The following is a 25,483-nucleotide window of genomic DNA, read 5'->3' as shown; positions in this document are numbered from 1 at the left end:
GTCTTTAAGTTTTAGAGCCATGATTACAGGGAGGGTTAAGAGTTCACCCTCGCATTTCTACACCATTCCAGTATAATTCATCTCCCATTCTTCACTGGATCTATTCATCACATGACGTTAGCACTTGAAATAAAAGGTTTACGTAAAGTCTATAAAGGCGGTGTTGAAGCCGTTAAACGTATAGATCTGACGGTAGCTAAAGGCGATTTCTATGCGCTATTAGGGCCTAACGGTGCGGGTAAGTCGACGACTATCGGGGTGATGAGCTCACTGGTCAATAAAACCGCCGGGCAAGTAAAGATCTTCGGGTATGATATTGATACAGACCTTGAAGCGGCAAAGAGCCATATTGGTTTAGTACCACAAGAGTTTAATTTTAATCCGTTTGAAAAGGTTGAGAATATTATCGTCAATCAAGCGGGTTATTACGGTGTACCACGTAAAGAAGCCTTAATTCGCTGTGAAGCATTATTGAAACAACTGGAGTTATGGGATAAACGCCATGAAACGGCGCGTAATTTATCTGGTGGCATGAAGCGTCGATTAATGATCGCGCGGGCGTTGGTACATAACCCACAATTGCTTATTTTAGATGAACCGACTGCAGGTGTTGATATTGAGTTACGCCGTACCATGTGGGAATTCTTGAAACGTAAGAATGAGCAGGGTATTACTATTATTCTGACCACCCATTATTTAGAAGAAGCAGAAATGCTGTGCCGTAATATCGGTATTATTGATAAAGGTCTGTTGATTGAGAATACCTCGATGAAAACGCTATTATCTAAGCTAAATAGTGAGACCTACCTGCTAGATATCAACAGCCAATTAGTTAAACCTGAGTTAGAGGGTTACAGCTGTCGATTATTGGATGATCATACCTTAGAAGTGGATGTGGCGAAGAGTCGTGGTTTGAATTCGTTATTTGCGCAATTAGCGACGATGAATATTCAGATACAAGGTATTCGTAATAAAGAGAATCGTTTAGAAGCGCTGTTTATGGATATCGTGGATCAGGGGCGTCAAGCTCAAGATTAACACGAGTTAAGTAAAGACGAGAGCTCGCCGTAAACCCATCCATGGGGGCTTGCGTTGGCATCCATGCCAACAACAGTTGTCTTTCTTTATTTAACTCTCCACTAATTTGTATCGCCGTTTGCACCATATTTGAGTAGGTTAGTTAAAATGAAACAAAATTATTTAATTGCGTTTAACAGTATTCTGAATAAAGAGATCACCCGTTTTACCCGTATTTGGGTGCAAACCTTAGTACCGCCAGCGATCACCATGTCGTTATATTTTGTCATTTTCGGTAACCTGATCGGTTCTCGCGTCGGGCAGATGGAAGGCTTTAGCTACATGGCGTTTATCGTTCCTGGCTTGATCATGATGTCGGTGATCACCAACTCGTATTCGAATGTGGCCTCGTCGTTTTACAGCGCTAAGTTTCAAGGCAATATTGAAGAGTTATTAGTATCGCCGGTACCGACTTATATCATTATTGCCGGTTATGTCGGTGGCGGTGTTACCCGCGGCTTATTAGTCGGTTTTATCGTGACTTGCGTATCACTGTTTTTTGTACCCTTGCAAATACACAGCATAGTCGTGATCGTGGCTACGTTATTACTTACGTCGATCTTGTTTTCATTAGCGGGTTTATTAAATGCTATTTTTGCCAAAAGCTTTGACGATATTTCTATTATCCCCACGTTTGTATTAACGCCGTTAACCTATTTAGGCGGGGTGTTTTATTCAACGTCACTGTTACCACCAGTATGGGAAACCATTTCACACGTGAATCCAATCATTTATATGGTCAGTGCATTCCGTAATGGTTTCTTAGGTATCGACAACATCCCATTATTCTATTCATTTGCTGTCATCATCGGTTTTATCGCTGTGCTTTATGCATTGGTATACCGCTTGATCAGTAAAGGGGTAGGGCTAAGAAGTTAAAACACATCTATACCTTTGCAAATGTTTTATTTAGTACATAATTAAGTACACATCATGCAGGGGCGTGTAGTTATGACAATCCAAACAATTTATGCTGAAAAAACCGTATCAGTCACTGACGTTAGAAAAAACCCGTGTCAGTACTTCATAGAAGAGCCTGTTGCAGTACTGTCGAATAATAAAACGGCTGGTTATATGGTAAGTAAAGACATGTTTGAGAGTATGCTGGAGCTGATTGATAGTAAATTAATTCAAGCTAAGTTCCGCTTATCTAAAGATAGGTTGAAAGAGCTCGCAGTATTAAACGAAGAGTATTTACTTGCAGCTAGCGATGATGATTTAAATGAATTTATCGAATAATATTCGCATCTTTAAATCGAGACCTTTAATTGAGTAATTGAATGAATCAGAGCTTAGTTCGCTTGTCAGTGATTTTAAGCTCTATAAATTAACAGGTCAGTTACCTGATACCTTTGGCCGTGATGTTCCTTATGATCATCCCAATACGATGCCGACATTAAAGAATGAAGATGTACGGCATATCCATTTACTTGATGAGGATATGAAATGGCAGGTAAATAAACTGCAATTTTATAGAACCAGTGATACACATCTAGTCTATTGCCAAGGTGGAGTGGATGAAAATTGTTACTTATTAATCGCGATCTTATCTCCGAATGCTCATGAGTAGGCTAGAAATAACCAAGTTATGTTTAAAATAGCTATAATGGCGGAAAACTTTAGACGTAAATTCTGAAAATATATAAAGCCCTCCCTAGCCCACCCCTTACTTTTTATTAATAAAGAATAGGGGGAGGTAGGGGGTCGGCTCTTAGCTTTTTTGAAAGGGAAGCTGGGGTCATCACTAATATTTAAAATCGGTAATAAAAATGAATACTGAACAACAAGCAATGCAAGACGAAGCCGCTGGCAACTCTCGCGAGATCACCACCAACCAAACAGGCTTGAACGAGCATCTGGATGAAGTGGTATTAAAACATCTTAAGCACAAATTCCGTAAACCGTATCGCCAGCATACTGTTGAAGCCTTTAAACAGATGCAAGCGATTGTTGCGGCCGATCCGCGTCCAATCATCTTTGATTCTTGCTGTGGTGTGGGTGAAAGCACCGCCAAGATCGCACAGCTGCATCCTGACTGTTTAGTGTTTGGTATGGATAAATCGGCAGACCGGTTAGATCGTAACGACCAGCACCGTCATGCGCACCAAGTCGATGGTCAGGTTTATCATTTATTCCAGGTTGATTTAAACGATCTATGGCGTTTAGCGGTTGATGCCGGTTGGCTGTTACACAAGCACTACATTTTATATCCAAACCCTTGGCCAAAAGCCAAACATTTACAACGTCGCTGGCATGGTGCCGCAGTATTCCCGTCTATCTTAGCATTGGGTGGTGAATTAGAGCTGCGCAGTAACTGGGCGTTGTACTTGCAAGAGTTTCAACGTGCGTTGGCGTTGGCGAAGGTTAAGAGTGAATTACAGACTTATACGGCAGCAGAAGCAACAACGCCGTTTGAACGTAAATATTGGGCGAGTGGTCAAACCTCATGGCAATTATTGGCTGATTTATGAACATGATAGGCAAACTATGAAGTGGGTGTATGTGTATTTCTTACAAATGCTTACATGTTTAATGTTGACGACCTGCCAATATCAAGTGATAGCTGTTTTTTTGCGCATAAACCAAATTAAAGTGTAATTAAATCTGTGGTTTTATGTTTATTTTTAATTTTATTTATTATATTTCATAGTTGTGAGATATAGCTAATAATGAGTATGTTCATTACTTGCTCAACCTTATTATTTGTGCGAATATTGCGCGGACTTTATAAGTTGAATTCAAGAAGAGTAATTAGATAGAAATTCATACTATCTAATACTCTTTTTATTTTGGCTTGAAATGAACAATTGGCGAAAAATATCGGTCTTGGGGTACTGCTACCTTAGGGCGGTAGCGTGCATTTTTTAACAATAAGCTATTTATTCGTCGCTAAAAATTTACGTTTATAATCAGATGCACGCGCAAACATGACCACCGATAATAACGCGAAGGCGATACCGTTCGCATAGACTAGCTGTTCATTTTCAACTAATTGATAAACACTTACCAGCATGACGAATATAACGATCATTAAGTTTATATTATGTAACATCGGGAACTTGTTAGTGAAAATGGCATAACGTCTGAACATAAAAGCTCTCTATTGTGTATTGCGTTGACATTGAAAATCACCTCATTGTTGTACTTTTTATGCTTAACTATACAAGTTGAAGTGTAAGCTTGAGGCCGTTAACGCATATACGTAAATATGCATATGGCTAAAGTAACATATTTAGTTAAAATAGAATAAAATAAAAGTGGAAATAGAGACCTGTAAACGTGATTAGTGTCTCGTTGCTTTGCTCACTTTAGTTATGTTCTCATCATCGCGGTATAATTCCGCCAATTTTAAAAATAAAAAATGGATCATATGAAGCATTATAAAAAATTGCTGGTGGCGGTTGCCTTACCGGTAATCTTGGCTGGCTGTACCGTTCCAGGCGCTTACCTAAATTTAGACGATACGAATGATTCTGCAAATAATACTGAAACGGTGGATATTTTAGAACGGGTTAATGTGTATCCGTTAACGGCCGACAAGATGGCCAGTTATAAAGCCCCACGTCTGAGTGCGCGAATTAATCCTGAATTAGATGCCAAATTAGCCGTTTATGAATACCGGGTTGGTGCGGGTGACATTTTAAATGTGACAATTTGGGACCACCCTGAATTAACTATTCCAGCAGGCTCTTACCGTAGTGCCAGTGAATCGGGTAACTGGGTACATGCCGACGGTACTATTTTTTATCCCTATATTGGCTTTGTGCCGGTCGCAGGTAAAACCGTGGTTGAAATTCGCGCCATGTTAACCAAAAAACTAGCCAAGTATATTGAAACCCCTCAGGTTGACGTTAACGTTGCCGCATTCCGCTCGAAAAAAGCCTACATTACCGGTGAGGTTAATGAGCCTGGTCAACAATTTATTACTAATGTGCCATTAACACTACTTGATGCGGTCAACAATGCCGGTGGTTTGGCGGAAGATGCCGACTGGCGTAATGTCACCTTAACCCGTCAAGGTGTTGAGCAAAAATTGTCTTTACATGCCTTGATGCAACGTGGTGATTTAACTCAAAACCGTTTGTTAGTCCCGGGTGATATTGTGCATGTGCCACGTAACGATGGCCAAAAAGTGTTTGTAATGGGCGAAGTAAACGAACCTAAATTATTAAAAATTGACCGCGCTGGCATGAGCCTTACCGAAGCATTAAGTAGCGTAGGTGGTATTAATCAACTGGCTGCAGATGCGACTGGTATCTTTGTGGTCCGTGCTAACCGAGCGACTGTAGCAACAAATAGTGTAGCAACAGATACTGGTCAGGCTAAAAAGACGACCATTGCCGACATTTATCAATTAGACATTAGTAATGCGGCGGCGCTGGTTATCGGTACTGAATTTGAATTACAGCCTTATGATATAGTTTATGTAACTGCGGCACCTATTACCCGCTGGAACCGTGTGATTGGTCAGATATTACCAACTATCTCAGGGTTTAATGAAATTACTGAAGGCATTAGTCGAGTGAGGAGCTGGTAATGTTTAATAATATTTTAGTGGTGTGCGTGGGTAATATTTGCCGCTCACCATCAGGCGAGTATTTACTTAAGTCGTTATTACCAAATAAAAATGTGGAGTCTGCCGGTGTTGGCGCTCTGGTGGGTAAACCTGCGGATAAACTGGCTTGCCAGGTTGCAGAGGAACACGGTATTAGTTTAGCGGGTCATCAAGGCCGGCAGTTAACCTCGGCCTTGTGTCGTGAGTTTGATTTGATCTTAGTCATGGAACAAGGGCATATCAACGCGGTAACAAATATTGCCCCAGAAGCACGTGGTAAAACCATGTTGTTTAGTCAGTGGCTGCAAAAGCAAGACATTCCTGACCCGTACCGCCAGCGTAAAGAAGCGTTTGATCATGCTTACAAGCTGATTGAAGCCTCGGCAAAAGCTTGGGCCCAAAAACTAGGTTAAAAGTAACTCGGCTAAGAGTAGCTAGGTTAATCGCAGCTAGGTTAAAAGCAATTAGCTTAATACAAGATATGTTAGTAAAGCGAGATTGCTCAACAATCTCGCTTTTTAGCGCTTAAATTTAAACATTGGAATTAGATCACTATTATGAACAGCAATACTCTTAATCAGAGCAACAAATCGCAGGCGTCACCAAGCGGTGATGCGGACGAAATCGATTTAGGCAAGTTATTCGGCATATTACTCGATGCGGGTTGGAGCATTATTGCTGTTACCATTATCTTTGCTGTATTTGGTATTAGTTATGCGTTATTAGCGACACCGATTTATAAAGCTGATGCCTTGATCCAAGTCGAACAAAAAAGTAGTGGTATGTCTGCCCTTGTTGGTGACATGGGCGATATGTTTTCCAGTGAGTCTTCTTCGTCTACCGAAATTGAGATCATTAAATCCCGTATGATCTTAAGCCAAACCGTTGAAAAACTCAATTTAACCACGTTTGGTGTGCCTAAATACCTGCCTGTGGTCGGTAAAGGGCTAGCACGTATGAGCGGTCAACAGAATGACATCGTCATTAGCCGTTTTGAAATTCCAAGTTATGCTTCACCGGCATTTACTCTAATCATTGATGATGCCAGTAACGGTGCTTATTCATTATATGACGGTAATGAGCGCAAGATTTTATCCGGTGTTGTGGGTGAATTAGCCCAAAGCAATGATTATCGTTTATTTGTGCAAGCCTTGGTGGGTAACAACGCCGATGAGTTTTCGGTAATTAAACAATCTAAACTCGATGCCATTCAATGGCTACAGCGGGATTTATCGGTAAGCGAACGTGGTAAACAAACTGGTATTTTGCAACTGTCATTCAATGGTGAAGATAAAACCTTAATTGAAGATATTCTGAATGATATAAGTCAAAACTACTTCTTACAAAATGTACAACGTAATTCGGCAGAAGCAGAAAAAAGCCTGGCATTTTTACAAGGTCATTTACCCAACATTAAAATTGAGTTAACCGCGGCTGAAGATAGGCTGAACCGTTTTCGCCAAGACAACGACTCAATCGACTTAGGCTTAGAAGCCGCATCTACCTTAAAAGTGATGGTGGCGTTAGAGTCAAAGTTAAACGAGTTAACCTTTAAAGAAAGTGAAATAAGCCAACGTTTTACCAAGGATCATCCGGCTTATAAATCGCTGTTAGATAAACGCCAAGTGTTATTGGCGAAACAAAACGAGCTGAATGCACAAGTTCAAAAATTACCAAGAACCCAGCGTGACGTATTGCGCATGAAGCGTGATGTTGAAGTGAATCAACAGATTTATATTCAGTTATTAAACAAGGTGCAAGAGCTGAATATTTTAAAAGCCGGTACCGTAGGTAATGTACGTATTCTCGATAAAGCACAAGCGTATAGCAACGCGGTTAAACCGAAAAAGTCACTGATTGTAGTATTAGCGACGTTACTGGGTGCCATGTTAGCGGTAGCTGTTGTGTTGGTGCGCGCTGCGTTGCATAAAGGGGTCGAAAACCCGGATGAGATTGAAGCATTAGGGCTACCCGTTTATGCCAGCATCCCAATGTCAGATTGGCAAGCTGAGATGGACGTTAAGGTTAAGCACAATAAGCGTAAGAAGCATTTTGAATTACATGAAACCTTGTTAGCAGAATCTAACCCAGCGGATTTAGCGATTGAAGCATTACGTGGCCTACGTACCAGCATGCACTTTGCCATGATGGAAGCGAAAAACAATGTAGTGATGATCTCGGGTCCGGCACCTGGCATTGGTAAGTCATTTGTATCGGTTAACTTTGCGGCTGTGATTGCAAAAACGGGGCAAAAAGTACTGCTGGTCGATGGTGACATGCGTAAAGGTTACCTACAGCGCCACTTTAATCTGGCCTGGGAGAACGGTTTATCAGAAATGCTGTCGGGTAAATTAGAACCCAAAGATGTGATCAAAACATCAGGTATTGACAACCTCGATATTATTACTCGTGGGCAAGTACCACCGAACCCGTCTGAACTATTAATGCACCCACGCTTTGCTGACTTTATCACTTGGGCATCAAGTGAATATGATTTAGTGTTGATTGATACACCACCGGTACTGGCAGTAACAGACCCAAGCATTGTTGGCGCATTGGTGGGCACAACCTTAATGGTCGGCCGCTTTGGTCAGAATTCGGTAAAAGAAATTGAAGTTGCAAGGCATCGCTTTGAAATGGCTGGGATTGAAGTGAAAGGCTTTATTCTGAATGCGGTTGAGAAGAAAGCCAGTGCGTCTTATGGGTATGGTTATTATAACTATAGCTACGAGAGTGATAAATCATAACCTATTGGGGCCTGTTACTAAAAACCCGTAATAGCTAGGCTGTACAAGGGATTGTCCGATATGGAATGTCTCAAAATAGATAAAATATGTCTCAGTGGTATAAACATCACTGAGATATAAAAATGAATAATATCAGTTAATCTTCATTTATATACTCGCTTTCGTGAGTTAATTTTAGAATTTAATACAAGAGAAAAGTATGAAAATCCTCGTTACTGGCGGTGCTGGTTTTATCGGCTCAGCTGTTATTCGTCATGTTATCAACAACACAAATGACAGTATCATCAATGTAGATAAATTAACCTATGCTGGCAACTTAGAGTCATTAGTTGATATTGAAAACAATGACCGCTATGTGTTTGAACAAGTCGATATTTGCAGCCGTGAAGAGCTAGATAGAGTGTTTTCGGAATATCAGCCTGATGCCGTAATGCACTTGGCAGCAGAGTCGCATGTAGACCGTTCAATTGATGGTCCCGCAGCATTTATTGAAACCAACATTGTTGGTACGTATACCTTACTTGAAGCGACACGTTCTTACTGGAATAAGCTTGAAAAAATTCGTAAGGATGCATTTCGTTTCCACCATATCTCTACTGATGAAGTATATGGCGATTTAGAAGGAACGGATGACTTATTTACAGAAACAACATCATATGAACCAAGTAGCCCTTATTCAGCGTCAAAAGCATCAAGTGACCATTTAGTTCGCGCATGGCAGCGAACCTATGGTCTACCAACCTTGGTAACTAATTGCTCGAATAACTATGGCCCTTACCATTTCCCTGAAAAACTAATCCCGTTAGTTATTTTAAATGCAGTCGAGGGTAAACCTTTGCCTGTTTATGGTAATGGCATGCAGATCCGAGACTGGCTGTTTGTTGAGGATCATGCTCGTGCGTTATATAAAGTAGTTACTGAAGGTGAGGTAGGAGAAACCTACAATATTGGTGGTCATAACGAGAAAGCAAACATCGATGTTGTGAAAACTATTTGTAATTTACTTGAAGAGTTAGTGCCAAATAAACCAAACGGTGTTACTAACTATCAAGATTTAATTACTTACGTAACAGACCGACCTGGACATGATGTTCGGTACGCAATAGATGCATCAAAGATTGAGCGTGAACTTGGTTGGACACCAAAGGAAACGTTCGAATCAGGTATTAGAAGTACAGTTGAATGGTATTTAAATAATAAAACATGGTGGTCTCGTGTACTAGATGGTTCATATAGTCTTGAACGACTAGGCGCATCTGAAAATAGTAAGGAAAAATAAGATGAAAGGAATTATTCTTGCTGGAGGTTCTGGTTCTAGATTATATCCAATAACAATGGGTGTTTCTAAGCAACTACTTCCCGTTTATGATAAACCGATGATTTATTACCCACTTTCAGTTTTAATGCTGGCGGGGATTCGTGAGATATTAATTATTACAACTCCTGAAGATAATGAAAGCTTTAAACGTTTATTGGGAGATGGTAGCCAGTATGGCATTCAGCTTGAATATGCTGTACAGGAAAAACCAGAAGGTCTAGCGCAAGCATTCATTATTGGTGAAAAGTTTATTGGTGAGGAAAGTGTTTGCTTACTTCTTGGCGATAATATTTTTTATGGTCAGACATTTAGCCCAAAACTAATTGCTGCAACACAGCGGGAATATGGTGCGACAGTTTTTGGTTATCAAGTGAAAGATCCAGAGCGTTTTGGAGTAGTTGAATTTGATGAAAACCGTAGAGTATTGTCTATTGAAGAAAAACCAAAACATCCCAAAAGTCATTATGCAGTGACAGGGCTTTATTTCTATGACAATCAAGTTATAAAATTTGCTAAAGAAGTTAAACCATCAGAAAGAGGGGAACTTGAGATAACTAGCATTAATCAAATGTATCTGGAGCGAAACATGTTAAATGTTGAAATGTTAGGTCGCGGATTTGCTTGGCTAGATACTGGTACATATGAAAGTTTATTGGAAGCTGCTCAATTTGTAGAAACAATAGAAAAACGTCAAGGGTACAAAATTGCCTGTTTAGAAGAGATTGCTTTTAGAAATGGTTGGCTAACATGTAGTGAAATTATTAAAAGTGGCAAATTAATGAGTAAAAATAGCTATGGTAAATATTTATTAAGCCTAGTTGAGGAAACATCATGATTCCAGTAACCAAAGCTTATTTGCCTCCTATAGATAAGTATAAAAAATATGTTGATCGTATTTATGAGTCGGGCTGGTTAACAAATAATGGTTTTCTGGTACAAGAGTTAGAGCAACGCTTGAAAGAACATTTAGGAGTTAAGAATCTTATTCTTGTAGCCAATGGGTCATTAGCGCTGCAGTTAGCCTATAAGGCAATGAAATTGAAGGGAGAAGTTATTACAACACCTTTTAGTTTTATTGCAACTACAAGCACTTTAGTGTGGGAAGGTTTAACCCCTATTTTTGCGGATATAAATAAAGAAACATTTAACATTGTACCTGAACTTATTGAACAGAAAATAACATCTGAAACATCAGCAATATTACCAGTACATGTATTTGGCAATGCGTGTGAAGTAGAAAAAATACAAGCAATAGCTGATAAGCATAAGCTAAAAGTTATTTACGATGCCGCTCATGCATTTGGTATTAGATATAATAATAAAAGTATATTTAATTATGGCGATATTAGTACCGTTAGTTTCCATGCTACAAAATTGTTTCATTCTATCGAAGGTGGTGCTGTTATCACTAACGATGATGATGTAGCAGACAAAGTAAGGGAGTTAATTAATTTTGGAATTGTAAGCAGTGATAGAATTGGTGACGTCGGTACTAATGCTAAAATGAATGAATTTGAAGCTGCGATGGGTCTATGTGTTCTTGATGATATAGATTATATTACAGAACAACAACGAAAGTTAATTGAAATCTATAAATCGGAACTTAATGGCTTCGTCGATTTTCAGATAACGAATTCAAAAAGTACTGAAAGTGTTTCTTATATGCCGGTATTATTAAAGAATGAAAAACAAGTTTTAGATATACTAGAAAAATTAAAGTTGATTAATGTTCATCCTAGACGATATTTTCATCCGAGTTTAGACACCATTAAATATCTACAACCGCAAGTCAGTTGTGATTGTTCTAGGGATATATCATCAAGAATCCTTTGTTTACCCTTATACACAAGCTTAAGTGAAATGCAGGTTGTTGTGATATCTAAAATAATTAAAGAATCGATATCTGTAGGGCTGAATAACGTAGAGCTTGAAAAAGATATAGCCTAACTTCTAAAGTAAAGTGATTAATATCCAGAGTAAGATCATAATACCCTTATGTGGCAAGGGCTTCAAAGGGGGAAGCATTAATCTAAGTGAATCATTTTAGACAATATTATTAATTAATAATATTGCCAGTTCTGTACTCTCATTTGGGAGTAACAAAAGTGAACGGATTTAGGCCTTTTGAGCCAATTATCAATCGATGCCAAGCTTGGAAAATAAACCAAAAGCTATTAGATATTTTTTTGACAATTATAACTGTGATTGGTGGAGCTGAAAATTGGGAATAGATTGAAGGTTTAAGAATCGATCATCTTGAATGGTTAAAAAAGTACGATGATTTTGAAAATGCTATTCCGGTTCAGGATACTATTACGCGTGTTATTTTAATGATATCAGGTGAGATTTTACAGTTTTTTTTGCTACGTGGATGAAAAGTGTCCGACGTCAGCAAAGGAGACTACATATCGATGGAAAAACGATAAATCAAAGCGCAAAGGCTTGAACCACATGTCTATCGCCTTTAGTGCAGCGAATAGAGTAGTGTTAGTTTAGGCTGAAAAGTTTAACTAGATAACGGCTATCACTGAATGACTTAACTTGTTGAATATTGGTGGTTGTTTAATCACAATGGATGCAATTAGCTGTAAAAATAAGATCTTATCAAAGAATGTAGAGTACATTTTAATTGTTAAAGATGCCCAAGGTCGACTAAACAAGCCTTAATGATTACTTTAGTTTTGAATTGCTTGGTGTCGATACTGCAGTATTAAAGAAAAGTGCTCAGGCGAACAGAAACGTAACACAAGATACTTCAGTGCTTAGCGACATTATACTGGCCAAATTATCGGTACCTAGAGATAGGGTAAGTTGGTGATGCAGTGCCTCGATATATTGCGATAAATATTAAATTGGTTAAGTGAAATTCAATGCGAAAGAGCTGTTAGAAGCAACGCCTTCACATTGGTCTATCTAACTACAACGGCACTATCTGCTCGATGTAGGTATGAACGAAGATAAATCGTTTAAAGCGGGAGTAAAAGAAAAAAATAAAGGTAGGAAGACATAACGATTACCTATCGCGAGTCCTTAGTGACAGTGGATCTTCATAATCTTGCCCAAGTGTGAATATGAATTGTTTTCAATAAGAGTATTTTAAATATAAGGAGGATAATATGGGGTTTTATTCGAGAAGTGAACTTTATAACCTTGGATTAAAAAAAGTAGGCGTTAATGTTAAAGTATCAAATAAAGTATCAATATATAACCCTCAAAATATAGTCCTTGGAGATAATGTCAGAATTGATGATTTTTGTGTAATCTCAGCTGGCGAAGAGGGGATTATTTTAGGTCGAAATGTTCATATCGCGTGTTTTTCCTCATTAATAGGTCAAGCTCGTATCGAACTTGGCGACTTTTCAGGTGTGTCATCTAGAGTATCAATATATTCATCATCAGATGATTATTTAGGTCATGCTATGACGAATCCAACTGTACCGCAAAATTATACAAAAGTGGAACATAAAAATGTAATTATTGGACGTCACGCTATTATCGGTGCAGGCAGTATTGTTCTTCCTGGTGCTGATATTAGTGAAGGAGTCGCAATCGGAGCTCTAAGCTTAGTCAAAGGGTCTTGTTCTTCTTGGTTTATTTATGGCGGAAATCCATTACAAAAATTAGTAAAGCGAAGAAAAGGCTGTTTGATAAAAGAAAATGAGTATTTACTTGATGAGAAAAATAATAAATAAATTGATTACAATATATAATGTAATTATTTATTGTATATAATTTCTATTTTTAGACTTGATAATTAAAATTATTTTTATTGACTGAAATAATTCAGTCTCTGTAAATATACTTAGCTGAGTATTATCAATAGGAATTATGTAATTTTATATATTTACTTTCGTATATTTCATGACGTAATTATATGAGTATGTAGTAATTTTTAAGATCATTAAGATCATATAAATAATTTTGGTATTATAGTGAAAGAGTTAGTAATAATATATTTAGAAAGGATGTTACAAGTTTTTTTTGGCTTGTTTACAACTTATATTCTTGTCAATAATTTTGATGCTTCTGAGTATGGTTTATATAAGTATATGTTGAGTTTTTCTGCAACGTTTATTTTATTTGCTATGTTAGGTTTTAATTTTTCCAACATTAGATTTATACCAGAATATTTGTCAAGGGGAGAGTATGGTAAGATTAATGGTCAATTGTTAATTTTTTCAGTTATTCACGTGATAGTTCTTTTTATTTCCATATTAGTGATGTTATTGCTATATGAAAATGGTCTTATAAAAATAAACAACCAAATAAATATTACGTGTTTATTTCTAATTATAATATTTAATTTTTTTAAATATTTTTTTTCAGAAAGTATATTGTGTTCTTTTTCAAAAAGATTGATGTTAACGTATTTTAGGATTGGAATATATGTAATTCAGTTTGGTATTGTTATGTATGCTGTTTTAATGAGAGACGTTAATTTTGAAAAATATGTCTTTTATTATACATTGTCTGCAGCAATAGAATTTCTTATTTTATTTTCTGGTGTGTTATTTGTTTACCCAAGTGTTGTTAGAGAAAAATGTGTCACAAATATAAATTCAAAAATGGTTTATCGACATGCTTGGAATAATTATGGATTTACTATTGTTAATTATTTAAGAGATAATGCAGTAACTATAATTTTAGTGTCATATTTATTTGGTTTTACTGAAGTATCTTATTACTCTATGGCATTGATAATACCAAATGTTATAAGAACATTTACTCCAAGCAAAGTTTTTAGTGGATTTATCGTACCCCAATATGTCAGGAAATATAATAAAACAGGTGACGATAACATCATATTTGACGGTTTGAATTTATTATCTAAAATAAATGTAATATATTTAGTGCCGGCCATTATTTATTCTATATTTATGTATAAAACTGTAATTGGTTTAGCATTTGGCGATATATATGTTGAAAATAGCTATGTGTTAAGTCTGTTTATTTTTGGTAATGTTTTTTTTCTTTCATTTTTTGATGTGAATTTGCTACTTTTAAATATAATAAAAAGATCTGATTTAGTATTTAAGTTGAATTTGTTATCGGCAATAAATATTTTCATTATTCTTACTTATCATGAATATGGACAGTTTGTAATTGGTATCGGTAATCTGACTAGTACTTTTTTGACAGTCCTATCTTTTTGGATTGTTATTAACAAAATATACAAAAAACGAATTGAATTTAACTTCATTGATATAAAAGTTTTTTTGTACGTTGTGTTTTTATTGTCAATATCTCTAATGTTAAATGATATAAATAAAATAATATATAGTATCATTTTTTTACCATTGTCTTTATATGCTGCAGTATTATTGATGAAGTCAACATTTCTTAATGATCAAGAGTACTCTGTAGTGGTTAAAATAATCCCGAAAAAATTGAGAGCGTTAATATGAACAAGCCTAATATATTATTGATCGCAGATAAGCCTAATTGGGCATATGATCACATGGCTAATTATATAATAGAAGAACTAGGCCATAAATACAATTTTTATAAGATTTATGCTCATTACCATAAAAAAAAGGAGTTACAAAATTTTGATTATAAAATAAAGCAGCCTTTAAGAAAGATAAAAGCAAAAATATACGAAAATTATAATAAAAATTTACATTATGATATTGTAGTATATTTATGGTGGTTTATTCCTGAAATACTTGATATGAAAATTTCATTCGATTATCAAGTGAAAGGTATATTTACTGAATCATTTCCACCAGGTAAAACAGTAGATTTTAACGGCAATGAAAAAGAATTCATCGAAAGGTACATTGAACCTACGAATGGAATTATTGCAGGTAATAAAAATATTTTTAACTACTACTCAAAATTTTACAAGTCAGTTTATTATGCAACGGGTGCTACGGATACTAAACTATTTAAACCATTATCTAATAAAAAAGAAAGCTTAGATTTTAATGTTTGTTGGACTGGTAACCCTAATCGAAACTTTAAAGGTTTTTTTGATTTTGTGGAGCCTGCTGTTAAATTGGCCCAGTCCAAAAGGCCAAACATAAAACTTATAACGAGACAGAGTGGAAGTATGAAAACTCTTCCTCTTTTTTATAGTAATGTTGATTTAATGGTAAATGCATCTATCGGAGATGCTGGCCCTGGTTTTATTATTGATGCTGGAGCCTGTGGTATACCAACAATATCAACTGACACAGGTTTTGCGAGTGAGATAATTAAAGATTATCAAAATGGATTATTTGTAGATAGAAATATCGAAGCAATATCTGAAAAAATAATTGAACTATATGATAATAAAGAACTTCTTAATAAGTTATCGAATAATATTCGTATAGATATACATAGAGACTGGGGACATAATACTAGAGCAAACGATTGGGATAATGTTTTTAAGGATTTGCTAAGTTAGATATAAATTTTTAATTCATCTAATTATCATCTAATTATCATCTAATTATATGAATTAAAAAATAGAACATTGGGCTGTTAGTGTAATCTGATAATTTAATGCATTATAAGAAATATCATTATGGATAAATCTAAACGTAAAATTATCAATTGGTCCCTGTATAAGAAGGTATTTGTTAATTTAGGGGATACTGACTTTCGGGATTGATGAGTAACGATTCAATCTTGGTGCTGTACTGGACATCATGGCATAGTTGTAGAGATTATATTTACTCTGATATGGCCATTGAAACCGCCCTGATTGTCAATAGTGCATTCAATGTGTTACTGCGAACATTCGGAGCTTTCACCTGTCGTATATGCAGACGTTGATTCTAGTGGCCTAAAAGCTAGCAATAAAGGGAATATAAAACCTATAAACACGACAAAGAAGAACGCCGTACTTGGCGTAATTTACACTTAGCTCTCGATAACAAGAAGCATGATATTATAGTCGCTGAAATATCCTTAGTTAACTTTGCTAATAATGAAGTGATTTTCACATTATTCAATCTTTGAAGAGATGTATAAAAAAATATTGATTGATGGCTCGTATGATATCAAGTCATGTCACAGCCTACTTCAACGTTAGGTTTGAATATTGGGAACATGGACATTCTCGAAAAAGCTATTAAGGCACTTAAAATAATAATTTGAAGAATGCTCCAACACTATTCAGAAGTGTTGAAAATTAATTGTAAAACATTGATCATACAATTAATCAAAAACATTGGTTTAGGTGTCTGAAAAAGTAATAGGAAGTATATGAAATATAAAAGATTTTTAGTTTTGGATAGTTTTCGTGGGTTATGTGCTTTATCTGTAGCACTGTTTCATATGCATATATCGGGTGGGTTTTCTGAAATCGACTTTTTTAGGGGAAGCGCTATTTTAGTTGATTTCTTTTTTGTATTAAGTGGGTTTGTTTTAACACACCGATATGGAGTAAATATTTGCAATTCATTTGGAGACTTTTTTGTTTCTAGATTCGCAAGAGTTTATCCGTTACATTTATTCACATTTTTTCTTTTTTTTATGATGGAATTATTCAAGGTTATTGCTACTAAATATGGTTTTTCATTTAATAATGAACCATTTTCTGGGGTGAATTCTTTGGATAATATTATACCAAACCTATTATTGCTGCAATCTTGGTTAGAGGTATTCCCTCACGAAAGCTTCAATTATCCATCTTGGAGTATAAGTGTTGAATTTTACTTGTATTTAATATTTTTCTTTACATTACAAATGACAATTAAATTAAGATTACTTACATGGTTTTTATTACCATTTTTATCATTTATTATTTATGATATATCCATTATTCCTAATGAAGCACTACGAGGTATTATTGGTTTTTTTGTTGGAGCTTTAACATATAAAGTATTTACTTGCTCTCAAAATTTGATATTAAAACCAATGACTACAAATGTTCTTGAGGCTTTCTTACTAATTACGTTGTTCTATGTTGTTTCTAATCATTTTATTTATAGAGAATTAATTTCTTATTTACTTTTTGCTATGATAGTTCTTATCTTTTCTAAAGAAAAAGGTTTAATTTCAAATGTATTGAGGAATAAATTATTTGTTAAATTAGGAAGTTTGTCTTTTTCTGTTTATATGTTGCATGCTTTCATTTTACAAACAAGTAGTTTTGCTATTAGCGTTGTTGAGAAATTATCAGGTGAAAACCTCAGTGTATATTATAATGGAATAAAGTATCTCGATTTAGGTGGTGTGATTACTAATAATGTTTTTATTATATTTCTTGTTTGTATAATATTATTTATGTCAGTTTTATCTAATAAATACATAGAAATTCTAGGAAGAGATAAAATATTATCATTTAAAAATGTTTTTTATAGGATTATTAGGTGAAAATTGTAACTTCTTTATTTTTAGTCGGATTTGTTATTTTTCCGAATGTAGGCGGAATGGATTTTTCATTTTTATCTCTGCTAATAGGATTTGTTTTTTGTGTTATAAAGTATGGACATAAATGTTCATTGGTTGTTTTTTCTAAGGAAGTAATCTATTTTGTTTTAATTTTTATATTTCTATGGGCTTTAACCATAATCTTGTTTTTTATTCACGGAGGGTATGCGATAGACCCTCAATTCATGTTTAAACCACCAAGGGTTGTATTAATATTATTTTTGATGTCTGTAATAATACAGGTATCACAAATAACTATGATTGAAATTTTTAAAATAATTCTATTATCAGCGACAATTAATGCAGTTGTGATCTATCTTCAATATATATTTCATATGACTGGTGTTACTGATTCATTCCTTCTTAATCCTAATACCGGTGAAAATGCACTAACACCATACCGTAAACCTGGTTTGATGGCTGGTTATCCAATTTCAGGTATGCTTTCATTTATTGGATCTCTAATATCAATTTATCTTTATTATTTTAAAAGAAAAATACATTTTTTACTTCTGTTTTTTATTGTAGGCTTTACTTGTTTTATAACATCGAGAACGTCGATGTATATGTTTATTTTTTTTGGAATGTTATATTATTTATATTTGATGTTAAAAATGAATAAGATATTTTATGTAATAGTCCCTGCTACTGTTATATTCTTATTATTTGGTTACTTAAGTGCTACTGATAATGAATTCTTTTCAGGCACAATTAATAAAATGTTTGCTAATGTAAATAACTATATTGAAAGTGGGTCATTTCATGATAATTCAACATCTGATTTGATGGAAAATCATTATCAGTTACCTAGTGATGATAAGACTATGTTGCTAGGTACATCACTTCCTAATGATCTATCCCCTGTTAACTCTGATGTTAGTATTTTTAGAATCACGTGGTATAGTGGAGTATTTACAACATTACTGTATATCGCACTTTACTTTTACCTTTTTATCGGTACTTTTGTAAAAATGGATACGAGAACTGAAAAAACACTTATTATTTTTATTTTCATTGCAATGTCTATAGCAAATATGAAAGGTTCTTATTTATTCTCAAGAGTACTGGGAGATTGTTTGTTGATGATTTGGTTGGCCGTTCAAAATAATTTTATAAAGATTAAAGATTAAAGATTAAAGATTAAAGATTAAAGATTAAAGATTAAAAATTAAAAATTAAAAATTAAAAAATAGGAATAATATGTCAAAACTAGTTTTACTTGCAACATACTGGAATGAAGACGAATGGATTGAGCGTTCATTAAAACAAATAGATAATATAAAACCTGATTTTTCTATTATTTGTGATGGTTGTTTTGATGAGAGCAGAGTTAATAAATCTGATGATGGAACAAGAGAAGCTATTTCTGATTTTTGTTCTAAGCAATCAAATCGTTTAATGTTTTCTGCAATTAGAGGTTCTAGACTGACGTCTTTATTTAAACTTTTAATTTTTGGTCTTAAGAAGAAATTCTCCTTAGCTTATATATATTGGGTAGTTAGACACTGTGTGTTTACTGATAAATATAGACTTAATCAAGCCGTAACCTTTAATAAAATGCTTGAGCATTGTATAAATAAATTTGGCGATGACTTTTGGTTTATGACTTATGATGCTGACCAGTTTTATTCTGATGAGTTCATCTATGGTTATCGTGAAGCAATCAACTCAAGCTGCGGGTACAAACTACTAATTGCAAAAGAAATGACATTTAATAATGGTTTTGATCAATACAATGATCATTATGAAAAACGAAATTGGAATAACTTACCACATAAACACATGAAAAATAGCGTTATTCTTCCAACTAGAGATATAAAAATTGCTAGTTTGTTTAAACTTAAATTTTATGCTAATACGGTAAAAACCTTTGATTTTGGTCATTATTTTCACTATAAATTTAGAGTAGATAGTGGTAGAGCCGATGAGTCATATAAAGTTGGAGACCGAAAGCAACCTTCTAGTGAGCGAATGAAAGATACTTTAACATTTAAGGGGTGTCACCCAAAAGTTATAAGAGAGTTTATGAGAAAATGAAAATATCGGTTTTAATGGCTATTTATAAAGAACCTTTGGGTTATATCGAAGACTCAATTAATTCAACGGTTAAATCTTTAGAAAGTTTTGATTATGAATTTATTATTGTAGTTGACAATCCTAATCTGAGTCCAGTTATTGAAGATTTTTTAAAAAAATTAGATGGAAATTTTATTATTCATCATAATGAAAACAATATCGGATTAGCTAATTCTTTAAATGTTGCAATAGATATGATTTCTGGTGATTATGTCATGCGTATGGATGCTGATGATATATGTCATCCTGATCGAGTAAAGAAACAGTTATCTTATTTGAATGAAAATGATGACCTTTGTTTAATTGGTTCTGATATTATTAAAATTGATAATTCTGGAAATCGGGTCGGAGTTGGAATATCGGTTAAAGGAAAGTACAACTCTATTGACTTAAAATGTCCTATATTATATAGAACACTTTGTTTTCATCCTACATGGTTTGCTAAAAGTGAAGTTTTTAGAAAGTATAAATATAATGATTTAAAAACTTCACAGGATCTTGATTTTCAATTTAGATTGTTACAGTCGGGTGAGTCTATAGGTAATATTCCTGAGAAGTTGCTTTATTATAGGATTTCCAATGAATCATTATCTTTAAAAAAAGGTTGGGAACAAACTATTATTCGTTATAGTCTCAACAGCCTATTTAAGTCAGGTGAGATAATTAACTTTGTTAATTTGACTAATAATATTAATATGTTCAAGTCAAAAAAATATTTAAAAAAAGTTTTTGAAAAAATGCATGTGAAATTTATTGACGCATTAATTAATCGACACATATTAACATTGATTTTTTGTTGTCTATTTTCACCTATGCATTTTTATAAAATGATTTTAATTATAAAGTCAAAACTATTAGGTAAATAAAATGAGTAGAGATGTTTTTGTATGTAATAGTTTCTCTGATGGTGGAGGGGAAAAAGTTTTTTCTTTGCTATATTCTGATTTAAAGAAAAAAGCTATATTTGTATCACTATTTGATTCATTTACTTTTATAAAAAAAACTAACAGAATAATAGTACTAGAACGAGGTGTTAAAAAAAATAAAATTATAAATGTTTTTTTTATGTTTTTTTTCTATTTTAATCTTATAAAAAAGTCAAATCCACAGAGAGTCATTAGCCACTTACATCTTTCAAATGTATTTAATGTTATTGGTTCATTTTATTTTAATTATGATTCTCATGTTGTTATTCACGGTTTTCTTTCCTATTATACTAAATCACCGAATGTTTTTAAAAGATTATATGGTGAGCTATTGATATTTTTATATAAAAAAAGTACATCTGTAATAGTTGTATCTGATGGGCTTGTTAAAGAGATGTCTAGCTACGGTATTAATAGTACTCTAATTTATAATCCAGTGACAACCACAAAAAAAAATAGCTTAATTGGAGATGATTTAAATTTTGATTTTAAAAAAGATAGTTTTAATTTTATTGTAATAGCCCGCCTTGTTAGTTTAAAACGAATAGATGATATTTTGACCGCTATTTCTTACGTTGAAAAAGTTAATTTATATGTAGTAGGGTCAGGAAATGAAAGTGATTTTCTAAAAAAAAGAACTCAAGAGTTATGTATTAATGATCGTGTTTTCTTTTTGGGTTTTGTTCGTGACATAAGCTCACACTTATTGAAATTTGATTGCCTTGTTTCAGCTTCTGAAATTGAAACTTTCGGGTTGACAATATTAGAGTCATTGTTAAGTGGGATTCCTGTTATTTCTTCTAACTGTGATTCAGGACCTAGAGATCTATTTAAGTCTAAGTTAATTAATGGTTCTGGAATTGTAAGAGTTCCAGGAAAAGGAATGTTATATGATGTAGGTGATGTTGAACAATTGAAAGTATGTATACATGAAATGATAAATAACAAATCTAATTATAAGCCATTAGAATGTGATAACGTACTGATGCAGAAGAAATTTTCTACATCTAAATTTATTTCAGCATATAGTTCTTATTTAAATTGATTGAACCTTCTTATTCTATTAATCGTAAATTTTCTGATATATCTATCGCAGAATTGGTGAAAGGAATATCAGGATTGGATAAAAATACCGATAAACAGGTTTCACACTTTGAAAAAAATACACAACACCTGTATATCGTTTACAAGGTACTATTTTTATTTAAGAGATAACGTATTTAAGCTTTTTCGTAATCGTTGCATTCGTTTGTGATATTGGGTTTCTTTTAATTATTTAATGTTATAGAAATGTTTTACAATCCTAAAAAGCGTCATTCACATACAGACGGTCTAGTGAAAGCTGGGAAGTCCACAACAGCAAAAAAATAGATAAAAATAACCCACTTTTAAAAATTAATCACCAGAAATTGGAGACTCATTATCGAGTCAAATTAATGATAACTTTCAACTGCTCGAATCTGGATATCTTGGAATAGAGCGGATATAGATAGGTAAGTATTATGAGTTATACAATTGAGCAATTAAGTCTTGGCCAGAAAGCTAGTTTTGAGAAAACCATCACAGAGGCTGATATTCAGCTTTTCTGTGGTATCAGTGGAGATATTAACCCTGTGCATGTCAGTGACATTGCGGGAAAAGAGAGTGTTTTCGGTGCGCGAGTTGCCCACGGGATTTTGGTGTCAAGCCTGACATCCGCTGTACTTGGCATGCAGTTACCTGGTCCTGGGACTATCTATTTAGGGCAGGATTTGCGCTTTAAAGCGCCTGTGTATATCGGTGATACTGTAAGAGCTGAGGTAACCGTAGATGAAATCATAACCCATAAAAATATTGTCAAGCTTAAGACTCAAAGTATTAATCAAAACGGCGTGATCGTGATTGAAGGCGTAGCAACTGTTATGCCCCCAAAAGCTATCTAACAAAATAAAATGGGGGGGGTAATACTTTATGTAACCAGCACCTGAATCAACGCGGCCAGTATAATTGAGTATAACCTACACTAAGCGTTTGCTACCGCAAAGTATTGTTATGTGCTGTCACTTCATTTGATTGATATTTTTTCCTGTGAAGGCTTAGAATAAGCCGTAGTAAAGAGGTTCACCGGTGCATTTCAAGTGTTGGGTGCAGAAGCCATAAGTAAATCATATATGTGTACAGGGAAATGTATGAACAACCTTGATATATAAGAACTTTAACTGGCGTTGTTGACTAAATTAGGGAACCTTTCGTAAATCTTGTGATCCGATCATTATCACGGATTTAAAAAGGTTCATCTGATGGGTAAGTCGAAGAACAAAATCACAAACTGGCCAGAGTATAATCGTGCGTTAACTCAACGTGGCTCAATTACATTTTGGGTAGACGAATCTGCCATCGAGGCATGGACTTGCACTAAACATCACGGAAAGCGTGGTCGAGGATTTCAATTCTCTGACGTGGCGATTGAAACTGCATTAATAGTGAAAGGCGTGTTTTCTCTGCCATTACGCTCATTACAAGGCTTTATCGATTCCATTTTTTCTCTGATGAATGTTCCACTGCGTAGTCCCAATTATTCGAGCATAAGTAAACGAGCCAAAATGGTTGAAATAAAATATCGTAACCCATCGAGAGGTGCCATCCGACATATCGCCATCGATTCAACGGGCTTAAAGTGTTTGGCGAATGGAAGGTTAAGAAGCACGGCAGAGAAAAGCGTCGAACATGGCGGTCGATGTTGATACTCATGAAATTATTTCTGCTGAAATGACGCTTGTTAATGTTGGTGACAGTGAAGTACTACCTTCGTTGCTCAACCCACTACGTCGACGCATTTCAGAAGTCTCAGGTGATGGGGCGTACGACACAAAAAAGTGTCATAAAACACTTGAGAAAAAGAAGATAAAACCACTTATCCCACCACGAAAAAATGCTGGATTGTGGGAACCTGGACATCCGAGAAATGACGCTGTAATAGCACTCAAAGCGGGTGGCCTGAAACAGTGGAAAGTCGATACTGGCTACCACGATAGATCGTTATCGGAAACGGCTATGTATAGATATAAAACGCTCACAAGCGGAACTTTATCACTTCGGTCTTACAATGCTCAAGTCGGTGAAGTCTATGCCAATGTTAAAGCGATCAATAAAGTCATTAGACTGGGTATGCCTGAAAGAAACACAAGTACTTAGAATTTAATAATAAAGGGGATGATAAAACCTTTAACTGATTTGATCAACAAGGCCCTTATAAGGCAATAATTCTCGTGCGTATCCTTCTTTGTAATAATAAAATTTAAATGAGTTTGTTATGAAAATAATGGCAATTAGTGCAAATACAAGTTGGTATTTATATAACTTTCGAAAAAATACCATTCTTTCATTAATAGGGCAAGGCTATAAGGTTATAGCCATAGCTCCCAAAGATGAATATTCAAATAAATTATCTGAATTAGGTTGCCAGTTTATCCACATTGATATCGATCAAGGTGGGACTAATCCTGTTCGAGATCTGAAAACGTTATTAGATTTTCATAATATTTATCGTAAACAAAATATTGATGTTGTATTGAATTTCACCCCTAAAAATAATATCTACAGTACACTTTCGGCAAGTTTCAATGGTACTAAAGCTATTAATAATATTGCAGGTCTTGGAATTCTATTCATTAATGAAAGTATAACATCTAAAATTGCCCGATTTTTGTATAAAATAAGCCAATCAAAAGCATCTAAATTATTTTTCCAAAATGAAGATGATCGGAAATTGTTTTTAGAGACAAAAATTACGACAACCGTTGAAACTGACCGCTTACCTGGATCTGGAGTTGACCTTAGTCGTTTTGTTGTTTCTCCAGCTCCTGATGATGGTAAAGTTCGTTTTTTATTGATTGCCCGTATGTTATATGACAAAGGTATTGGTCAATATGTCGAAGCGGCAAGAACTCTTAAGGCTAAACATGGTAACAATGTTGAACTATGCCTATTAGGTTTTCTTGACGTTAATAACCCATCTGCCGTATCAAAGCAAGATATGCAATCTTGGGTTGACGAAGGTATTGTTAATTATCTTGGTATTTCTGATAGTGTTGAGCAAGAAATAGCAAAAATAGATTGTATGGTATTACCTTCTTATTACCGCGAAGGTGTACCTAAGTCTTTACTGGAGGCCGGTGCGATGGGTAAGCCTATAGTGACAACTGATAACGTAGGTTGCCGAGAAACTGTTGACGACGAAATAAATGGTTTCTTATGTGAACCTCGTTCGTCTGAAAGCTTAACAGAAAAGTTAGAATTGATTATTAACATGACTCACCAAGAACGCCTCACAATGGGTGAGAAAAGTCGTATAAAAATCGAAAATGAATTCGATGAACGTATTGTCATTAACAAGTACCTTGATGCTATCAAGCAATGCTTATCTTAGAATGAATATATT

The 25,483-nt window shown here is 34.7% G+C and carries 22 protein-coding genes and 2 pseudogenes; 23 read left to right on the top strand and 1 reads right to left on the bottom strand.

Features of this window, described 5'->3' with window-relative positions:
* The first annotated feature begins 111 nt into the window (after positions 1 to 111).
* The 5 genes from HRT96_RS09975 (at position 112) to HRT96_RS09955 (ending at position 3,548) form a co-directional block, all read left to right on the top strand.
* Positions 112 to 1,038, top strand: a complete 927-nt coding sequence (locus HRT96_RS09975; protein ID WP_293155746.1) for an ABC transporter ATP-binding protein — start codon at positions 112 to 114, stop codon at positions 1,036 to 1,038.
* 147 nt (positions 1,039 to 1,185) lie between these two features.
* Positions 1,186 to 1,956 carry an ABC transporter permease gene (locus HRT96_RS09970; protein ID WP_293133509.1) on the top strand — a complete coding sequence of 257 codons (771 nt, stop codon included), beginning with the start codon at positions 1,186 to 1,188 and terminating at the stop codon, positions 1,954 to 1,956.
* Between the two features lie 72 nt (positions 1,957 to 2,028).
* On the top strand, positions 2,029 to 2,316 hold the full coding sequence (gene yafN / locus HRT96_RS09965) for a type I toxin-antitoxin system antitoxin YafN (RefSeq protein ID WP_293155743.1): 288 nt from the start codon (positions 2,029 to 2,031) through the stop codon (positions 2,314 to 2,316).
* Between the two features lie 37 nt (positions 2,317 to 2,353).
* Complete coding sequence (locus HRT96_RS09960; RefSeq protein ID WP_293155740.1) at positions 2,354 to 2,647, top strand: type II toxin-antitoxin system YafO family toxin; 294 nt, start codon at positions 2,354 to 2,356, stop codon at positions 2,645 to 2,647.
* Positions 2,648 to 2,846: 199 nt separating this feature from the next.
* Positions 2,847 to 3,548, top strand: coding sequence for an SAM-dependent methyltransferase (locus HRT96_RS09955; protein WP_293155738.1), 702 nt, complete (start codon positions 2,847 to 2,849; stop codon positions 3,546 to 3,548).
* Between the two features lie 404 nt (positions 3,549 to 3,952).
* Here HRT96_RS09955 and HRT96_RS09950 read toward each other — a convergent pair whose 3' ends face one another.
* Entirely contained in the window at positions 3,953 to 4,168 is a 216-nt protein-coding gene (locus HRT96_RS09950) for a hypothetical protein (protein WP_293155735.1), read from the bottom strand.
* A gap of 279 nt (positions 4,169 to 4,447) precedes the next feature.
* On the opposite strand from HRT96_RS09950, the gene HRT96_RS09945 reads away from it, so the two are divergent.
* The 18 genes and pseudogenes from HRT96_RS09945 to HRT96_RS09860 all read left to right on the top strand — a co-directional run bounded on the left by HRT96_RS09945 (position 4,448) and on the right by HRT96_RS09860 (position 25,471).
* Entirely contained in the window at positions 4,448 to 5,614 is a 1,167-nt protein-coding gene (locus HRT96_RS09945; RefSeq protein WP_293155732.1) for a polysaccharide export protein, read from the top strand.
* Entirely contained in the window at positions 5,614 to 6,045 is a 432-nt protein-coding gene (locus HRT96_RS09940; RefSeq protein WP_293155729.1) for a protein tyrosine phosphatase, read from the top strand. Before HRT96_RS09945 ends, HRT96_RS09940 begins: the two co-directional genes overlap by 1 nt.
* 144 nt (positions 6,046 to 6,189) lie before the next feature.
* Positions 6,190 to 8,379 carry a polysaccharide biosynthesis tyrosine autokinase gene (locus HRT96_RS09935; protein ID WP_293155726.1) on the top strand — a complete coding sequence of 730 codons (2,190 nt, stop codon included), beginning with the start codon at positions 6,190 to 6,192 and terminating at the stop codon, positions 8,377 to 8,379.
* Between the two features lie 199 nt (positions 8,380 to 8,578).
* Positions 8,579 to 9,658, top strand: a complete 1,080-nt coding sequence (rfbB, locus tag HRT96_RS09930; RefSeq protein WP_293155723.1) for a dTDP-glucose 4,6-dehydratase — start codon at positions 8,579 to 8,581, stop codon at positions 9,656 to 9,658.
* Between the two features lies 1 nt (position 9,659).
* Complete coding sequence (gene rfbA / locus HRT96_RS09925) at positions 9,660 to 10,532, top strand: glucose-1-phosphate thymidylyltransferase RfbA (RefSeq protein ID WP_293155719.1); 873 nt, start codon at positions 9,660 to 9,662, stop codon at positions 10,530 to 10,532.
* Complete coding sequence (locus tag HRT96_RS09920) at positions 10,529 to 11,644, top strand: DegT/DnrJ/EryC1/StrS aminotransferase family protein (protein WP_293155716.1); 1,116 nt, start codon at positions 10,529 to 10,531, stop codon at positions 11,642 to 11,644. The genes rfbA and HRT96_RS09920 overlap by 4 nt, the downstream gene beginning before the upstream one ends.
* Positions 11,645 to 12,560: 916 nt before the next feature.
* Positions 12,561 to 12,750 (top strand): annotated as a pseudogene (locus HRT96_RS09915) (ISAs1 family transposase); the annotation flags it as partial.
* A gap of 63 nt (positions 12,751 to 12,813) precedes the next feature.
* A complete protein-coding gene (locus HRT96_RS09910) occupies positions 12,814 to 13,389 on the top strand; it encodes an acyltransferase (protein ID WP_293155713.1) in 576 nt (191 codons plus the stop codon).
* Positions 13,390 to 13,629: 240 nt separating this feature from the next.
* Entirely contained in the window at positions 13,630 to 15,102 is a 1,473-nt protein-coding gene (locus HRT96_RS09905; RefSeq protein WP_293155710.1) for a hypothetical protein, read from the top strand.
* Complete coding sequence (locus HRT96_RS09900) at positions 15,099 to 16,088, top strand: glycosyltransferase (RefSeq protein ID WP_293155707.1); 990 nt, start codon at positions 15,099 to 15,101, stop codon at positions 16,086 to 16,088. Before HRT96_RS09905 ends, HRT96_RS09900 begins: the two co-directional genes overlap by 4 nt.
* A gap of 803 nt (positions 16,089 to 16,891) precedes the next feature.
* Positions 16,892 to 18,004 (top strand): acyltransferase, encoded by a 1,113-nt coding sequence (locus HRT96_RS09895; protein ID WP_293155704.1) that lies wholly within the window; start codon positions 16,892 to 16,894, stop codon positions 18,002 to 18,004.
* Positions 18,001 to 19,191, top strand: a complete 1,191-nt coding sequence (locus tag HRT96_RS09890; protein WP_293155701.1) for a hypothetical protein — start codon at positions 18,001 to 18,003, stop codon at positions 19,189 to 19,191. Before HRT96_RS09895 ends, HRT96_RS09890 begins: the two co-directional genes overlap by 4 nt.
* A gap of 70 nt (positions 19,192 to 19,261) precedes the next feature.
* Positions 19,262 to 20,098: a hypothetical protein gene (locus tag HRT96_RS09885; RefSeq protein ID WP_293155698.1), complete on the top strand. Its 837-nt coding sequence runs from the start codon at positions 19,262 to 19,264 to the stop codon at positions 20,096 to 20,098.
* A complete protein-coding gene (locus HRT96_RS09880) occupies positions 20,095 to 21,003 on the top strand; it encodes a glycosyltransferase (RefSeq protein WP_293155695.1) in 909 nt (302 codons plus the stop codon). Before HRT96_RS09885 ends, HRT96_RS09880 begins: the two co-directional genes overlap by 4 nt.
* 1 nt (position 21,004) lies before the next feature.
* Entirely contained in the window at positions 21,005 to 22,108 is a 1,104-nt protein-coding gene (locus HRT96_RS09875; RefSeq protein ID WP_293155692.1) for a glycosyltransferase, read from the top strand.
* A gap of 457 nt (positions 22,109 to 22,565) precedes the next feature.
* Positions 22,566 to 22,985 (top strand): MaoC family dehydratase, encoded by a 420-nt coding sequence (locus tag HRT96_RS09870; RefSeq protein ID WP_293155689.1) that lies wholly within the window; start codon positions 22,566 to 22,568, stop codon positions 22,983 to 22,985.
* 357 nt (positions 22,986 to 23,342) lie between these two features.
* Positions 23,343 to 24,237 (top strand): annotated as a pseudogene (locus HRT96_RS09865) (IS5 family transposase).
* A 118-nt stretch (positions 24,238 to 24,355) separates the two neighbouring features.
* On the top strand, positions 24,356 to 25,471 hold the full coding sequence (locus HRT96_RS09860) for a glycosyltransferase family 4 protein (protein WP_293155686.1): 1,116 nt from the start codon (positions 24,356 to 24,358) through the stop codon (positions 25,469 to 25,471).
* Positions 25,472 to 25,483 lie beyond the last annotated feature (12 nt).

Origin of the sequence: Moritella sp. (genome assembly GCF_013215705.1) — a bacterium.
Taxonomy (GTDB): domain Bacteria; phylum Pseudomonadota; class Gammaproteobacteria; order Enterobacterales; family Moritellaceae; genus Moritella.
This window is presented reverse-complemented; position numbering and strand designations above follow the sequence as displayed.

What these genes read in the sequence shown, in the direction of transcription:
- HRT96_RS09945 (WP_293155732.1), top strand. Translation starts at nt 4,448, where the DNA reads ATGAAGCATTATAAAAAATTGCTGGTGGCGGTTGCCTTACCGGTAATC.
- rfbB (WP_293155723.1), top strand. Translation starts at nt 8,579, where the DNA reads ATGAAAATCCTCGTTACTGGCGGTGCTGGTTTTATCGGCTCAGCTGTT.
- HRT96_RS09880 (WP_293155695.1), top strand. Translation starts at nt 20,095, where the DNA reads ATGAAAATATCGGTTTTAATGGCTATTTATAAAGAACCTTTGGGTTAT.
- HRT96_RS09875 (WP_293155692.1), top strand. Translation starts at nt 21,005, where the DNA reads ATGAGTAGAGATGTTTTTGTATGTAATAGTTTCTCTGATGGTGGAGGG.
- HRT96_RS09920 (WP_293155716.1), top strand. Translation starts at nt 10,529, where the DNA reads ATGATTCCAGTAACCAAAGCTTATTTGCCTCCTATAGATAAGTATAAA.
- HRT96_RS09860 (WP_293155686.1), top strand. Translation starts at nt 24,356, where the DNA reads ATGAAAATAATGGCAATTAGTGCAAATACAAGTTGGTATTTATATAAC.
- HRT96_RS09895 (WP_293155704.1), top strand. Translation starts at nt 16,892, where the DNA reads ATGAAATATAAAAGATTTTTAGTTTTGGATAGTTTTCGTGGGTTATGT.
- HRT96_RS09940 (WP_293155729.1), top strand. Translation starts at nt 5,614, where the DNA reads ATGTTTAATAATATTTTAGTGGTGTGCGTGGGTAATATTTGCCGCTCA.
- HRT96_RS09900 (WP_293155707.1), top strand. Translation starts at nt 15,099, where the DNA reads ATGAACAAGCCTAATATATTATTGATCGCAGATAAGCCTAATTGGGCA.
- HRT96_RS09910 (WP_293155713.1), top strand. Translation starts at nt 12,814, where the DNA reads ATGGGGTTTTATTCGAGAAGTGAACTTTATAACCTTGGATTAAAAAAA.
- HRT96_RS09970 (WP_293133509.1), top strand. Translation starts at nt 1,186, where the DNA reads ATGAAACAAAATTATTTAATTGCGTTTAACAGTATTCTGAATAAAGAG.
- HRT96_RS09885 (WP_293155698.1), top strand. Translation starts at nt 19,262, where the DNA reads ATGTCAAAACTAGTTTTACTTGCAACATACTGGAATGAAGACGAATGG.
- yafN (WP_293155743.1), top strand. Translation starts at nt 2,029, where the DNA reads ATGACAATCCAAACAATTTATGCTGAAAAAACCGTATCAGTCACTGAC.
- HRT96_RS09955 (WP_293155738.1), top strand. Translation starts at nt 2,847, where the DNA reads ATGAATACTGAACAACAAGCAATGCAAGACGAAGCCGCTGGCAACTCT.
- rfbA (WP_293155719.1), top strand. Translation starts at nt 9,660, where the DNA reads ATGAAAGGAATTATTCTTGCTGGAGGTTCTGGTTCTAGATTATATCCA.
- HRT96_RS09870 (WP_293155689.1), top strand. Translation starts at nt 22,566, where the DNA reads ATGAGTTATACAATTGAGCAATTAAGTCTTGGCCAGAAAGCTAGTTTT.
- HRT96_RS09950 (WP_293155735.1), bottom strand. Translation starts at nt 4,168, where the DNA reads ATGTTCAGACGTTATGCCATTTTCACTAACAAGTTCCCGATGTTACAT.
- HRT96_RS09975 (WP_293155746.1), top strand. Translation starts at nt 112, where the DNA reads ATGACGTTAGCACTTGAAATAAAAGGTTTACGTAAAGTCTATAAAGGC.
- HRT96_RS09935 (WP_293155726.1), top strand. Translation starts at nt 6,190, where the DNA reads ATGAACAGCAATACTCTTAATCAGAGCAACAAATCGCAGGCGTCACCA.